This is a genomic window from Sphingobacterium sp. 40-24 (assembly GCF_001899705.1).
Lineage (GTDB): Bacteria > Bacteroidota > Bacteroidia > Sphingobacteriales > Sphingobacteriaceae > Sphingobacterium > Sphingobacterium multivorum.
This window is the reverse complement of record NZ_MKWH01000069.1, coordinates 21,076-34,040: the sequence shown is the minus strand read 5'-3', so window position 1 is coordinate 34,040 and position 12,965 is coordinate 21,076. Positions and strand designations below refer to the sequence as shown.

General features: G+C 48.2%; 15 protein-coding genes. All 15 read left to right on the top strand.

The features are described from left to right. Positions 1-270: 270 nt before the first annotated feature. The 15 genes from BGP15_RS26485 (at position 271) to BGP15_RS26415 (ending at position 12,794) form a co-directional block, all read left to right on the top strand. Positions 271-933 carry a hypothetical protein gene (locus BGP15_RS26485; protein WP_088160786.1) on the top strand — a complete coding sequence of 221 codons (663 nt, stop codon included), beginning with the start codon at positions 271-273 and terminating at the stop codon, positions 931-933. Further along, positions 930-1,589: a hypothetical protein gene (locus BGP15_RS26480; RefSeq protein ID WP_088160785.1), complete on the top strand. Its 660-nt coding sequence runs from the start codon at positions 930-932 to the stop codon at positions 1,587-1,589. The genes BGP15_RS26485 and BGP15_RS26480 overlap by 4 nt, the downstream gene beginning before the upstream one ends. Continuing rightward, on the top strand, positions 1,586-2,266 hold the full coding sequence (locus BGP15_RS26475; protein ID WP_088160784.1) for a hypothetical protein: 681 nt from the start codon (positions 1,586-1,588) through the stop codon (positions 2,264-2,266). Before BGP15_RS26480 ends, BGP15_RS26475 begins: the two co-directional genes overlap by 4 nt. 3 nt (positions 2,267-2,269) lie before the next feature. Beyond that, the gene (locus BGP15_RS26470) at positions 2,270-3,058 is read left to right on the top strand and encodes a hypothetical protein (RefSeq protein ID WP_088160783.1); all 789 of its coding nucleotides are present in this window, start codon (positions 2,270-2,272) and stop codon (positions 3,056-3,058) included. 11 nt (positions 3,059-3,069) lie between these two features. Beyond that, a complete protein-coding gene (locus tag BGP15_RS26465) occupies positions 3,070-4,209 on the top strand; it encodes a TraJ family protein (RefSeq protein WP_088160782.1) in 1,140 nt (379 codons plus the stop codon). A gap of 11 nt (positions 4,210-4,220) precedes the next feature. After that, the gene (gene traK, locus BGP15_RS26460; RefSeq protein ID WP_088160781.1) at positions 4,221-4,841 is read left to right on the top strand and encodes a conjugative transposon protein TraK; all 621 of its coding nucleotides are present in this window, start codon (positions 4,221-4,223) and stop codon (positions 4,839-4,841) included. After that, on the top strand, positions 4,819-5,244 hold the full coding sequence (locus tag BGP15_RS26455; protein WP_088160780.1) for a hypothetical protein: 426 nt from the start codon (positions 4,819-4,821) through the stop codon (positions 5,242-5,244). The genes traK and BGP15_RS26455 overlap by 23 nt, the downstream gene beginning before the upstream one ends. Beyond that, on the top strand, positions 5,241-6,437 hold the full coding sequence (gene traM / locus BGP15_RS26450) for a conjugative transposon protein TraM (RefSeq protein ID WP_088160779.1): 1,197 nt from the start codon (positions 5,241-5,243) through the stop codon (positions 6,435-6,437). The genes BGP15_RS26455 and traM overlap by 4 nt, the downstream gene beginning before the upstream one ends. Before the next feature lie 11 nt (positions 6,438-6,448). Further along, the gene (gene traN / locus BGP15_RS26445) at positions 6,449-7,288 is read left to right on the top strand and encodes a conjugative transposon protein TraN (RefSeq protein ID WP_088160778.1); all 840 of its coding nucleotides are present in this window, start codon (positions 6,449-6,451) and stop codon (positions 7,286-7,288) included. A 57-nt stretch (positions 7,289-7,345) separates the two neighbouring features. After that, positions 7,346-7,777: a hypothetical protein gene (locus tag BGP15_RS26440; protein WP_088160777.1), complete on the top strand. Its 432-nt coding sequence runs from the start codon at positions 7,346-7,348 to the stop codon at positions 7,775-7,777. Between the two features lie 101 nt (positions 7,778-7,878). Beyond that, positions 7,879-9,918 carry a TraM recognition domain-containing protein gene (locus BGP15_RS26435; RefSeq protein ID WP_088160776.1) on the top strand — a complete coding sequence of 680 codons (2,040 nt, stop codon included), beginning with the start codon at positions 7,879-7,881 and terminating at the stop codon, positions 9,916-9,918. Between the two features lie 29 nt (positions 9,919-9,947). Further along, the gene (locus tag BGP15_RS26430) at positions 9,948-10,547 is read left to right on the top strand and encodes a M23 family metallopeptidase (protein ID WP_157698407.1); all 600 of its coding nucleotides are present in this window, start codon (positions 9,948-9,950) and stop codon (positions 10,545-10,547) included. A 6-nt stretch (positions 10,548-10,553) separates the two neighbouring features. Continuing rightward, positions 10,554-11,339, top strand: coding sequence for a DUF4099 domain-containing protein (locus BGP15_RS26425; protein WP_286768331.1), 786 nt, complete (start codon positions 10,554-10,556; stop codon positions 11,337-11,339). 6 nt (positions 11,340-11,345) lie between these two features. After that, positions 11,346-11,900: a hypothetical protein gene (locus tag BGP15_RS26420; protein ID WP_088160773.1), complete on the top strand. Its 555-nt coding sequence runs from the start codon at positions 11,346-11,348 to the stop codon at positions 11,898-11,900. Between the two features lie 36 nt (positions 11,901-11,936). Continuing rightward, positions 11,937-12,794 (top strand): hypothetical protein, encoded by an 858-nt coding sequence (locus tag BGP15_RS26415; RefSeq protein WP_286768332.1) that lies wholly within the window; start codon positions 11,937-11,939, stop codon positions 12,792-12,794. Positions 12,795-12,965 lie beyond the last annotated feature (171 nt).

The following is a 12,965-nucleotide window of genomic DNA, read 5'->3' as shown; positions in this document are numbered from 1 at the left end:
ACGGTTCGGGGGAGAGTTCTTGGAAACCTACCATAGTCAATATGGCAAGGCGCCGGGTTCTTATCCTACTGCTACACCACCGAAAAACCTGAAAAAAATGCGGTACAGATCTATGTAGGCCAGCATGGCAATTATCAGCAGGGACTGAAAGCTTTTGTAAGCGATATGAAAGCCAGCGGACTCCAGTTGGGCGCATTTGTATCCAAGATCAATCAGATCGGCAGACCACTGCCAGCTTAACAGGGGTATTAACCTTAACATCTTTATATCATGGGAAAATTATATCTAATTCTGCTATTCCTCCTACTAGGGTACCATTTGCAGGCGCAGATCTATGTAGATCCTGCCGTAGCAGCCGCAACAGCTGCGCATGCTGCGGTCATAAATGGGCAGCTGAATACCACAAACAATAACCTCACCCTGATCCAGCGCGGTCAGCTTGCTGTAACCGGACAGCTCGTCATTGTTAATGATCTGCAGGATAAAATATACAAAGGGCTAAGTGAAGTATCTGCCGTCATGCGAAATCTGCTGGCGGTCAAGGATATTGCCGACATCAGCGCTGACATCGTGCACGATGTCAACAGGGCACTGGGCATTGCCGGAACAAATCCCGTACTGCTGCTTTTTGCTGAGCAGGGCGCAAGGGAGTTTAAAACCCGGGCAACGGCGCTCGCAACAGAAGTCAGTGCGTTCATCATGCATGGTGGGAAAGGGAACCTAATGGATTCCGGCGAACGTGCCAAGCTGCTCAACCGGATCGTTACGGAACTCACCATCCTGCGCGGAGTTGCTTACGGCATGTACCGCACGATGTACTGGGCAAAGCAGCGCGGAATCCTAAATTCGCTCAACCCTTATGCAGGATTTATCAATATTGATAAACGCATTGCCGATGATATCGTCCGCAATGCTAAATACCTCAAGCCATGAAAGCAATACTCGTCTTTGCCCTATCCTTCCTCTTCATTTCCCAAAAAAGCCATGCACAGCTGAACGTTGAACTGCTGCATCAATTGGTAGAGCATAGCAAAGATGAACATGAGCGGCAGTCAACGGCCCGCGATAAACAGGCCGAGGCCTCGGCAAACGAAGAGGTCAACCGCTCAAAAATGGATGCTTTAAAACAAAAGTACCGCACTTTGCAACAGCGTTTTCAGCTGCTCGGGTTTGCCATTGACGCTACCAAGATCGGAATACAGGCCGCCCCCCTGATTTCAGAAATCACCGAAAACCAGCGCAAAATCGTCCAGCTTGCAGCAGATGATGCCCTGCTCATCGCCATGGCCTATGCGACGGAAGCTGATTTAGCTGACCGGGCCTACATGCTCAGCAGATACCTTTATGCCCTCGCCATTAGCCTGGGGGATTTAAACCAGATGAAAGCGAGCGACCGCAAAATGCTCTTTGAACACGTGCTCACCGAACTCCAGCGCATAGCAGGGACATCCCGGGCACTGGCAGTCAATATGCAGTATTCGAAAAGAAAAAAAATGATTGCTTCCATGAATCCCTTCGGAGGCTTTGTCAACCGGGACCGGGAATTGATCAATGACATTCTGGCAAAACTCAAACAGATCAGGCAATGAAAATAAGAACATCCATTCTCCTGCCCTTCTGGCTGGTTCTGATGACCACGGCAGTCTATGGTCAGGGCGCCACCGTTATCAGTGATAGCAGGCATCTTGCTATTATCAATGAAAATGCAGCCGTACGGTATGCAGCAGAAACCACACATAACAGCTATCTGGGTAAAATAAATCAAAAACTCGATGACATCAAGATCAACATAACCTCGGTCATACTTGTGCAGGATATGATCTACCGCTCATTGGCTGAGGTCAATGGTATCCTGCGCACGGGTCTCACCGCTGGTCAGATCGGCGGTATGGCAAGCGAGATCATCCGGGAGTGCGAGCTGATGATCCAAACTGCAAAAGGTTCTCCCCACCTTTTGCTTTTCGCAGAAGATGTCGCTGCCCATATGAAAAGTCGCGGGGTCAGCCTGGCGATGGAAGTATCTGACTTTATCTTAAAGGAAGGCAGCGACATACTGATGGATTATGAAAAACGCGATGCCCTTCTCCGTAAGGTCGTACTTGAGCTGCGGGTTATGCGCGCCCTCGCCTTTAGTATGCACAGGTCGATGGAAAGGGCTAAAATACTCGGCATGCTACGAATGCTAAACCCTTATCAAGGATTTGTTAACCGGGATACACGCCTGGCTGATGACATCATCTATAAAATCAAGATCATAAAAGAATGACCTATGAAAATAAAGCTTATCCTTTTCGCTGGCATGGCCCTGCTTTCACTGGCCCCGGGGGTGGCGCAGAACGCCCGCCGGCTGACAGACCAGCACATCGTAAACCAACAGGAACGCATGGTTTTCAAACAGTGGGACAAAAAAAAGTTTACCCCGACCAAAGGTTTTCTTGGCCTCAACCCCAATTACTGGCTGACCTGGGCATGGCACCCCAACTACCCCAAAAACGATCTCCGCCCCCTGAGCAGCTCTGGCGCCCAGACCCAGCGTTTACTCCTTGTCGCGGCCATGCAGCATACCGAAGAGGAATATAAAAAACATGCCGATACGCTGCGCAATACCGCCCTGACTGAAATGGTCAATTATGCAGGAGCGCTGTCCCAGGCAGATCCCTTATGGCAGCTCTATTACAGCAAAGAGTTTCAGCCTTTATTCCAGATCTCTTCCGACTTGGCGCTTTCAGGAACGGAACAACCGGTGAAAGATTACCTGATACGCACCGGCACGCTGGACTGGTACCTGGAAGAAAGTTCTGCCCTTGCTGAACGCCTTGAAATTGCCAGGACAACAAACCTGGACCGCGGGTCGCGCATCATCGCCTACCACCGGATGCTGGGGGAATACCGGAAACTCTATGCTGCATGGGACGCAAAAAAGCAGCGCGCTAAACTGTTCCTATCCCTGACCCGCACAAACGCAGAAGCTAAGCAGTCAGGCCATCCTATCGTACTTCCCCTCGGGCGGACAGACTTCCAGATCGCGGATGATGTACTCCAAAAGTCCAAACTCTAAAATTAAACCCCATGAACCTGATAACAACGCTCACCTCAAATTTCCTGGCACAGGGACAGCCCGTTTCTGTGCCGGACTCCTTTAAAGATACCTTCAACTTCCTTCAGGGTGACGGTGTCTATGAATCGGGCATGATGCACTTTCTCAAACAGATGAAGGAAACCATCTGGACGCATTACGATGCTTTCATCGCTGATGCACAGGCACTCTGCGCTATTTTTATGCTTATTTTCTTCAGTATAAAGATCTATGAAATGATGGCCGGCGATAAGCAGCTCGAAATTATGCCCCTTTTAAGGCCTTTTGGCCTCGCCATGGTAATCCTCTGGTGGCCAACTTTTACGCGCGTTATAGCTTATCCGACTGATATCATCGCCAGTAAGACGGAAGCGATGTTCGATGGGAGCCAGACCGAAGTAAATGACCTGCGTGTCCAGCGCGCCAAATTGATGGTCGATCTCTCTGACCAGCTTTTTACTGTTCAGGCGCAGACCGAAACAGCAAAAACGGAAGCCGACGTCTGGTACAGAAGAGCATGGGATTCGGTCAAATCTACCGTAAAAGAAGGTTTTGCGGAAGTCTGGAACCCGATTGTCGAAATGCGCAACCGCCTCCAGGCCAATCTGGTCTTATTGGTCACTTCGATATTTGAAACACTGGCTATCTGGCTGCTGCGAATATCGGTGTATGTTATCTTTATCATTCAGATTATATTCTCCACCATTCTGATCATACTCGGTCCCTTTTCAGTAGCATCCAGTATCCTGCCTGCATTCCGTGATTCTTTTTCGACATGGATCGCTCGTTTTGTTGCCGTCAATCTGTATTCGGGTATTGCCTATCTGGTGATGTATATCGCTTCCCTCTTTCAACATTATGCCCTGGAGGCAGAAATCACCCGCTATCAGGCGCTGCTGGGAACATCAGGGCCCGATCTAGGGAAACTTGCGACATACATGACCTTCGGGGTATTTTCATTCGGAATGGTTATCGCTACGTTCGTTATCGGCGCGCTGACCATGCTCACCGTTCCCAGTATCTCCACCTGGGTTATTTCCACCAGTGGCATATCCTCCGCGGCCTCTACCATGGGAAGGGGCGCTTCAAGCATGTCCCGCAAGGCAATGGCGCTATTGATGAAACTAAAATAGAACAATACAAAATGATCATAAAGAATATAGAATCCAAAGTCCGCCTGGCAACCGTTCTATCGGCCGGCTGTCTTATTGCAGCGGTACTGATGGTGCTGTCGGTCTCCTTTTTTGCTTATCGTCAGGTGGCAAGTGCCCGCAAAAGTATTTATATCATGGATGCTGCAAACATACCCCTCTCCGCAAGACAGACAGATGTGCAGATGAACCGTGAGGCCGAGTACCGTTCCCATATCGCACGTTTCCATAGCCTATTTTTCTCCCTGACGCCTGACGACAGGTTTATCGAATACCAGATGAAGCAGGCCATGTACCTCATCGATGAAAGCGGAGCCCTGCAATACAACAATTTGAAGGAGAAAGGTTTTTTCAGCTCCATCCTCTCTTCAAGCGCGGTGCTGACGCTACGGACAGATAGCATCTACCTGGATATGCCCAAGCGTTATTTCCGCTACTACGGCACGCAGAAGATTGACCGTCGCAGCTCTGCCATCACCCGTTCCCTGATTACCGAAGGTTATCTCAGCGATCTTGAATTACGCTCAGAGAACAATCCGCACGCGGTACTGATCACAAGATGGAAAACACTCGAAAATAAAGATCTGCAAAATGTCCAAAAAAACACCTTTTAATCCCCGGTCTTCTGCCGACCACATATTTTTTTTGCAGCAGAAATTACAGCAGGCCCGAAATTTTGTACGTGGCTTTCTGCAGCGCTATCCCCTATATTTTCTCAGCGGCATGCTGATCTGCTTGCTTGCCTCAGGAATTCTTGCTTTTACCGTTATGCGTAAAAGTGCAACACATCGCATACCTGTTTTTCCTAAAGCACCTGCAAGCGGTACACTCAGCGGACTCCCAGGTGTTTTGGGGGCCTATGATGCCTTGCAGCAGGTCACAGCGATCCAGGATACTATCGCTACAATAATTGCTAAAGAAAGCCTGGATACTTCGGACAGCATCCGGCTCACAGATGCGCTCAAACGTTTTGAGCAGCTCCAGAAAACCATCTATCACCAAAATAATACCCCATGAAAATAGATTTTAGAAAACCGCGTTACGTGCTGCCTCTTATCTTCATCCCATTTCTCTGCATATTTTATTATGCCTATAAAAGCAGCTTCGGCAAACCTCAACCGGCACAGGCAGGAAAGGACTCCTTACAGACCGGATTAGCGAACGTATCCGAGCAGGTTCTTAACCGGAGCCTTTCTGATAAGCTGGAAGCTTACCGAAACCAATATAAACAGGCCGATGGTTATACCGCCATAGGACATCTGCTCGAGGAAGAATCGGCATCACAGCCGCTCGTCAATCCCTATAACGACAGGGAGAAGAAAATGCTTGACTCCATAGACCGGGAGCTCAAAGGTCGCTATGGCGGGGCTGCTCCCCGATCTTTCTCTGCTTCAGGCCGACGGCCACAGGCACGTAGCTCATCGGACGAGCAGGACAGGGCACTGGCAGATGCACTTGCCGCCGCAAGGCAGCCCGTTCAGCGCTCTGCTCCACAGACCCAATTTTCCCAGCCCGATCCCATGGAGCTATTTAGAAAACAGATGGAACTGGTGGACAGTATGGGCAAGGCAAACGATCCTGAATATAAGCAGGAGCAGCAACGCATCAAAAAATCACAGCAGCTAGAAAAGCAGCAGCAACTGCAAGCTCCCCTTTCCGTAAATAAAGCATCTTCCGTCGCCGCTATATTTAATACGGTAACCCCCGAGAAGGATGAGACCTTTATCACCGCCATGATCGATCAGGACATCAAAGGATATGCCGGTTCCCGCTTAAGGATCCGACTTTTGGAAGATATGATGGCGGGAAAATTTCTCATCAAAAAAGGGACTTATATCTATGCGCTGATAACAGGCTTTTCAGGACAGCGCGTAAATCTTTCCATATCGTCCATCATGAAAGGACAGCACATCCTCCCGGTACAGCTCGATGTCTATGACCATGATGGTCTTCCCGGACTGTATGTACCGGCATCGGCATTTCGGGAATTTGCAAAAGAACTGGGCGGCAATGCCAGCCAGGGGATTAACCTGCAACAGGTAGCCGAGAACAACAGTCAGCTGGTGATGAGCTTGGTGCAAAAAATGTTTCAATCAACAAGCACCGCGATCAATAAGATGGTTCGTCAGAATAAGGTAAAAATCAAATACAATACATTGATCTACCTGATCGATCGCCAGCAACTAAAGAATAATAACAAAACCTATTAACAACACATTAAATGAAGAAATTGATTTTTTTCCTGTCGCTATTGTTAGCGGGGCTCAACCTCATTGCACAACAGGATGCCGGAACCTATCGTGCCCAGCTTCCCGAGATTACCATGGACAGCACGAGCTCACTGCATATTATATCTCCCGAACCGATCCGTTACGTAGACATATCCTCCCACGCCATTGCCGGGGACCTGCCCGAAGAAAATGTCCTCAGGCTAAAATGGGTGCCCGATTCTACGGGCAATCTTTCTTCAGGAGCAGACAACCTGGGCGTCGTCACCGTGATCGGTCAGACTTTTATCGCCCAATATCAACTTCTATCGGCGACTGCCACCCGCGGCAATAAACTTGCCGCAAGTTATGATATCCTGCCCCAGCATATCCGTCCGCTCCATCTGCCTGTTGAAATCAGTACTCCCGAGCTGCGCAGCCACGCGCTGAGCCTGCTGGCCATGCGCAATCCTGCTGCTGTACGAAAAGCGAAACAGTATGGTATAAGGGCAGAACTGAACCATGTTTATACCCTGGGTGACCTAGTGCTGCTGGACATCACCTATCACAATAGCACCAACCTTGCTTATGATATCGATGAACTGCGCTTCAAAATCGAGGACAAAAAGATTACCAAGGCCACCAATGTGCAGTCCGTTGAGATCAGACCAATATGGCAACTCTATCCAACCGGTTCCTTCAAACGATCCTACCGGAATATATATGTACTAAAAAAGGCAACCTTTCCAGCCAGCAAGATCCTCAGTGTGGAACTTTCAGAGAAACAGATCTCCGGACGGACTGTAACCCTAAAGATCAGATACCGTGATATTTTGGAGGCTGACAGCTTCTAAATAAGCTAACGGGGCATTGATATACGGACATTATAAACCTAAGTAAAATAGAATCAGATGGAAAACTTAGTTGGTACCACGGTCATGATCCACCCTGAACTGACCAGTGATCCCATACATATGCAGGGCCGTTTTGGAGCGATCAATCATGTTCTTTACGAAGACTGGTCTTCCTACGTCCTGTTTCAAAATCAGATGCTCGGACTTTATACAAACGATGCGCTTCTGATGCTTGTCCCACCCGAAGTCCTCATGGAAAAACTGCGCAAAGACATTTATGAACTGGATATGGATCCCTCAGAAGTGGTTGACATCCTGGAAATGTACCAGTTGCATACCACCGGTAAAGCATCATTGCAACAGGAAGCGCTCGACTGGGCCATGACACACGACAAGATTTCAAAAGCAATCGTGTTCAGCGTGCAGGATTGGATCGATTATCAGATCGAACGGCTCGACAGGCAGCAGCGTCCGGGTATGGGAATTTAATCACACCTATTGGCCGGCAATTCTTAAGCCTTCGTTCACCAACCATTTAAGTAAAATCTATTTGCTCCCATTAGGGTTGCTTTCTTAATACAAAACAACTTATGGAAGAATCCAAAGAACAGCAGGCAACACACCGTTTCCTACAATTCGGCATTTATCTCTCCGTAGGCATTGATATTTTGATGTTCATTTACGCAGAGAAGATCATCGGCCATCCGCTCAGTGAACGCTATGGCTTTTCTCACTTTCTTGAGCGGATGGCACGGATCGTTATTTACCACGATCCGCTCAACAGCAAGCTCTTCACCCTGATCCTGATCTGCCTGGTTTCTATCGGTACGCTCAGTAGAAAAGAAAAAGACCTCAATCCAAAAAATGCGATTGTCTATCCGCTTGTTGCTGGAATTTTATTTCTTCCGCTCTGCCTTTGGTGTTACGGGAAGCAGGGTATTTTCCCTCTTCCCTACACCAGCTGGTATGACCTCGGTTATATCGTTTCTAGCATTGTAAGTACACTGCTGCTACATATCGCGCTGGACAACGTCTCCAAAATTATCAGCTCCAAACTCGGCAAGGACCGATGGAATGTGGAAGAGGAATCATTTATGCAGCCCACAAAACCTAAAATCACACCATATGCGGTCAACATCCCCATGCTTTTCTACTTTAAGAAAAAAGTACGCAAAGGGTTCATCGTCATCGAAAATCTATTTAGGGGCTGCCTGGTGATCGGTACCCCCGGATCGGGCAAGAGCTTTTCGATTTTCATGCCCATCATCCGTCAGCTGGTGGCACTGGAGTGGACACTCTGCGTATTTGATTTCAAGTTCCCCGACCTTGGTCAGGTCACTTATTACCATTACCTGCTAGGCAAACAACAGGGTAAACTCAAAGGTTACAAATTCCATGTCGTTAACCTGACCGAGCCTGAAAAAAGCAGGCGCATCAACCCATGGCGCAGCGATTATCTTCAGACGCTGGCAGAAGCCTCCGAAACCGCTGAAGCACTCGTTGAGGCGATGAAAAAAGGGGATAAAGCTTCCGGCAGTGATCAGTTCTTCACGCAGTCCGCAGTAAATTTTCTGGCCGCCTGTATTTATTTTTTCAGTAAACATGAGGATGGCAGGTACTCCAGCTTTCCCCATGTGCTTGCTTTTCTTAACCGTTCTTATGAAGAAATATTCACGGTACTCTTCAGCAACAGGGAACTTGAATCACTGCTTTCGCCTTTTATGACAGCATTTAAAGCCCGGGCTTTTGATCAGCTCGAAGGGCAGGTCGGTACCCTAAAGATCTTTATCAGCCGTCTGGCAACCAAAGAAACCTTCTGGGTATTCTCAGGTGACGATTTTGACCTTAAAATCAGCAACCCCGATGCGCCGTCAATGCTCATTTTGGCAAGTAACCCCAATACCCAGAGCACAAACTCCGCATCCTATTCCGTGGTCATCAACCGCATTACAAAGCTGATCAACACCCGGGGCAATATTCCCGTAGGCCTAGTGGTGGATGAGGCTCCAACCCTTTACCTTTATAAAGTACAGGATATCATTTCCCAGGCCAGAAGTAACCGCGTTTCGGCCATTTTGGGGGTTCAGGGGCTGACCATGTTCAGGCAGCAATATGGCAAGGAGACAGCAGACACGATCACCTCCATCGTCGGAAATATCCTCAGCGGTTCCATCCGTGATAAGGATGGGCTTGAATGGATGGAACGCCTGTTTGGAAAAGTGAAGCAGATGGGCGAAAGCCTTTCTATCGATAGGTCAAAAACCTCCGTTTCGCTGAATGAAAAACTTGAACCCCTGATACCAGCAGGAAAGATTGCCTCTTTAAGGGCTGGTGAAATGGTAGGCCTGCTGGCATCGGATGCCGTAGACAGATACACGGGGCAATTTGAAACGACTGCTGTTAATTGCCGCATCGACCTTGATCTCCAGGATATCCGCAAGGAAGAAGAATCCTATCCCGAACTTCCGGTGTTTTATGACTTTGGAGACCATAAAGATGAAATTCTTTTGCAGAACTTCTACAGGATCAGTGAAGAGGTCGGTCAGGTAGTGGAAAAATTCAAGCCCTCCACTCCGCCCCGTCCATCATTTCAGGGTAAAGCCGTTAACCTAAAAGATATGGAAACATGATATTGAGAAGCAAGTTAAAAAGAGCTTCCATGAAAATAAGGTGGATTGTCCCAGTAGTCATCATCCTAATATCTGTTGGCAGCGTACTGGCGCAGCAGCGGCCGCCCAAACAGATCTCACTGTATACCACTATTGATACTGTTCTGACATCCGCAAACATTTCGGCTCCATTAATGCCTGCAAGACAGGCTAAGGTGGAAGCCGCACCATGGGAACCTGAGGTTTTCATGCCGCTGGCTGGCTATAAAATCTCTTCGACTTTCGGATGGCGGAGGCACCCCCTGACAGGGAAACAGCACTTTCATAACGGTGTAGACCTCCCCGCCCGTTCCCAGGTTGTCCGTGCGATCATGTCCGGCAGAGTTCAATCTACCGGGTATCATAAAAACCTGGGAAAATTTATCTGCATTGACCATGGTTTTATTTGCAGCATTTATGGACATCTCTCCCGTATAGCCGTGAAAAACGGACAGCTTCTTCCGGCAGGATTTCCTATTGCAATTACGGGATCTACAGGCCGCAGCACAGGAGAACACCTTCATCTCAGTATCCGTAGCAAAGAAACATACATTGATCCCTGGAAATTCTTACAGGGATTATTGACAAACTCAACAACAAACATTAATTAAATTTCTATGGAAAATCCATTTTTAGAAACTGATATCCCGGTGGCGGACCTAAGGAAACTCGGCCTGATGAAAAACGGTAAACCGGATCTGTCCAAAGAGGATATGGACGCCCTACTCGCCGGCCACAGGACGGACCTCATCTCGCTTCATGACATACATGGCGACGGCATTCATATCCAAAAAATGGATGCCAAGCTGTCCCTGCAACGTGATGCGAATGGCCATATGTCGGTACAGCTCCATCCCATTTACCGGGACATCAAGAAACATCCGATGCTATTGGATGTCGAAGCAGACCAGCTTGAGCAGGGGACGCTCACCCACGTACAGAAAACCTACCAGGCAGCAGATGGCAAGAAAAAAACATGGATCATTGAATATGACCCTGAGACCCGGGAATTTATTTCCTCTGACCCCGAAAAAGTAAGGGTACCCGCAAAAATCAATGGAGAGCAGCTTTCCGACCTTCAAAAAGAACACTACCGCAATGGCTCAGTTGTGGAACTCTCCGATGGTACCCGCCTGCAGCGCCGGGCAAGCAGCCGAAGTGGTGTCACTTCAAACAGGACGGCACTCTTGTATTCCCTCGTCCTCGATGGTGGTATTTCCTACCTATTGATGCGCGGGCTTCGAAATCTTTTCGGAAGCAAGACCGTACAGAAGGATCCCTACACCGAAGGATATCAGCGGGCACTGTTGGACATGCAACGGGCGCAGCAAATCACGCATGCCCCTACCCCAAAACAGGAAAATGAACAGCAACAGACCTATGGGAAAGGTAATTCCCGTTAAACACACATGCCATTGCTAAAGGAAATTGATCCAAAACTGCTGGATTATTTCTCCACTTGGATCGATTGCTTGGTTCCTGATAAGGTTACCGTTTCGGAAACAGCCGGCGTGGTAGAACCCTATATGGCAAGACAGCACTTCCTGTTCCATACGGCGCTCGATCTGCTCTGCTTCTGCCAGTTCTATCCGCACTGGACCCATAATCCGGGGACGAATGTTTTTTCGGCACTGGGGCTAAGACCCTCCGCAGGTCAAATACAGTCGCTCCGTGACCGGTTCCCAAACGCACGTATAATTGCTGTATTCGATGACGATCTATCTGGCCGCGTGTTCGACTGCAAAACTGCCCTCTGGGCAATAAATAGGGATGCTTCTTTCCTGCTGATCGAGGGTGAAGTCCATATTAAATACCGCAGCTCTGATTTCAGGACACCTGCCGACCGGTTTTCTTTGCACCGGTTCCGGACGCTTACAGGCATGCGGTCAAACTTTCGGACCATCAAGCCAAAAGGCTACGTGTCCTTTATGGCTATGCTCGCCAGCAGCACAAAAGTAAAATAGTGTAAAACCAGATGTCACAATTTAAATCTTAAAAAAATGAACGAAAACAATGTTGAATATTTAAAGAAAACGCTGGAAAATCTAGGATTTGGAACCAAGCTCAACGAAGTACTCGAAACAGCGATACGTCGCGAAATGCCAAGCTTTAGTCTGGGCATCACAACGCAGATGAGACCTGCTGAAAGCAAAGATCTAGGGTCAGAGCGAACTGAAAATCTGAACTTTAAGATCAATTTCAACCGCTCCAAAGACGGCGATATGTATTTTCTCAATGACTATAAGGTCACATTGACAAAGAAAAATGATCCGATTGTACGTGAGCAGACATTTGATTTAGCCCGGGATCATCGCATAACCGCCCTGGAGGCTTATAAACTCTTATCCGGTCTTGCCCTGGAAAAGGAAGTATTCTTAAAGACAAATAAAAGCGAAACCCAGCAGGGCAATTCGCAGTCCCAAAAGACACCTGTCTGGCTTAAGCTCAACCTGGATGTAACCGATGCTTACGGAAATCATCCGCTGCGCGTATTCCGTCCCGAATACGGCTATGACCTGGTGAAAACGCTGGCTAAATTTCCCATCAAGGACATCGAAAGCCCGGATAAATTACAAAATGTCCTCAGCACATTGCGGGCAGGGAACTACTATCACACGGATCTTATGATCGTAAAGAAAGCGATCCCTGTTTCTATTGCGGCCAACCCGCAGATGAAAACATTGGACATCTACGACAAGAATATGAATGAGATCCGTCATGAGACCATATTTCCGGAGCAGGTTAACGCTAAGAGTGATAAGCAGGAACAAGTGATTACAAATAACGCCAAGCAGGAGCACGCCCTGCCCTGGGAGCAGGAGCCTGATCAGCAGACAGACAGAAAACGCGGAAGATAAACCCGCAGAATAGAACCCATATATGGCATCATACCGAAAAAATTGAAACAACTGATTTCAAAAAAAGATGCTTTTAAGCTAATTATCCCTTGTCTGCAAGGAGATCGGGAAGTACCCGGCGCATCGCACCACGCTAACGCCGGGTGCTTTTCTGCGCCGGGTACTTCCCGA

Coding starts and splice junctions, on each gene's coding strand:
- traN (WP_088160778.1), top strand. CDS start 6,449: ATGAAGAAATTGATTTTTTTCCTGTCGCTATTGTTAGCGGGGCTCAAC.
- BGP15_RS26485 (WP_088160786.1), top strand. CDS start 271: ATGGGAAAATTATATCTAATTCTGCTATTCCTCCTACTAGGGTACCAT.
- BGP15_RS26480 (WP_088160785.1), top strand. CDS start 930: ATGAAAGCAATACTCGTCTTTGCCCTATCCTTCCTCTTCATTTCCCAA.
- BGP15_RS26415 (WP_286768332.1), top strand. CDS start 11,937: ATGAACGAAAACAATGTTGAATATTTAAAGAAAACGCTGGAAAATCTA.
- BGP15_RS26440 (WP_088160777.1), top strand. CDS start 7,346: ATGGAAAACTTAGTTGGTACCACGGTCATGATCCACCCTGAACTGACC.
- traK (WP_088160781.1), top strand. CDS start 4,221: ATGATCATAAAGAATATAGAATCCAAAGTCCGCCTGGCAACCGTTCTA.
- BGP15_RS26470 (WP_088160783.1), top strand. CDS start 2,270: ATGAAAATAAAGCTTATCCTTTTCGCTGGCATGGCCCTGCTTTCACTG.
- BGP15_RS26425 (WP_286768331.1), top strand. CDS start 10,554: ATGGAAAATCCATTTTTAGAAACTGATATCCCGGTGGCGGACCTAAGG.
- BGP15_RS26420 (WP_088160773.1), top strand. CDS start 11,346: ATGCCATTGCTAAAGGAAATTGATCCAAAACTGCTGGATTATTTCTCC.
- BGP15_RS26435 (WP_088160776.1), top strand. CDS start 7,879: ATGGAAGAATCCAAAGAACAGCAGGCAACACACCGTTTCCTACAATTC.
- BGP15_RS26430 (WP_157698407.1), top strand. CDS start 9,948: ATGAAAATAAGGTGGATTGTCCCAGTAGTCATCATCCTAATATCTGTT.
- traM (WP_088160779.1), top strand. CDS start 5,241: ATGAAAATAGATTTTAGAAAACCGCGTTACGTGCTGCCTCTTATCTTC.
- BGP15_RS26455 (WP_088160780.1), top strand. CDS start 4,819: ATGTCCAAAAAAACACCTTTTAATCCCCGGTCTTCTGCCGACCACATA.
- BGP15_RS26465 (WP_088160782.1), top strand. CDS start 3,070: ATGAACCTGATAACAACGCTCACCTCAAATTTCCTGGCACAGGGACAG.
- BGP15_RS26475 (WP_088160784.1), top strand. CDS start 1,586: ATGAAAATAAGAACATCCATTCTCCTGCCCTTCTGGCTGGTTCTGATG.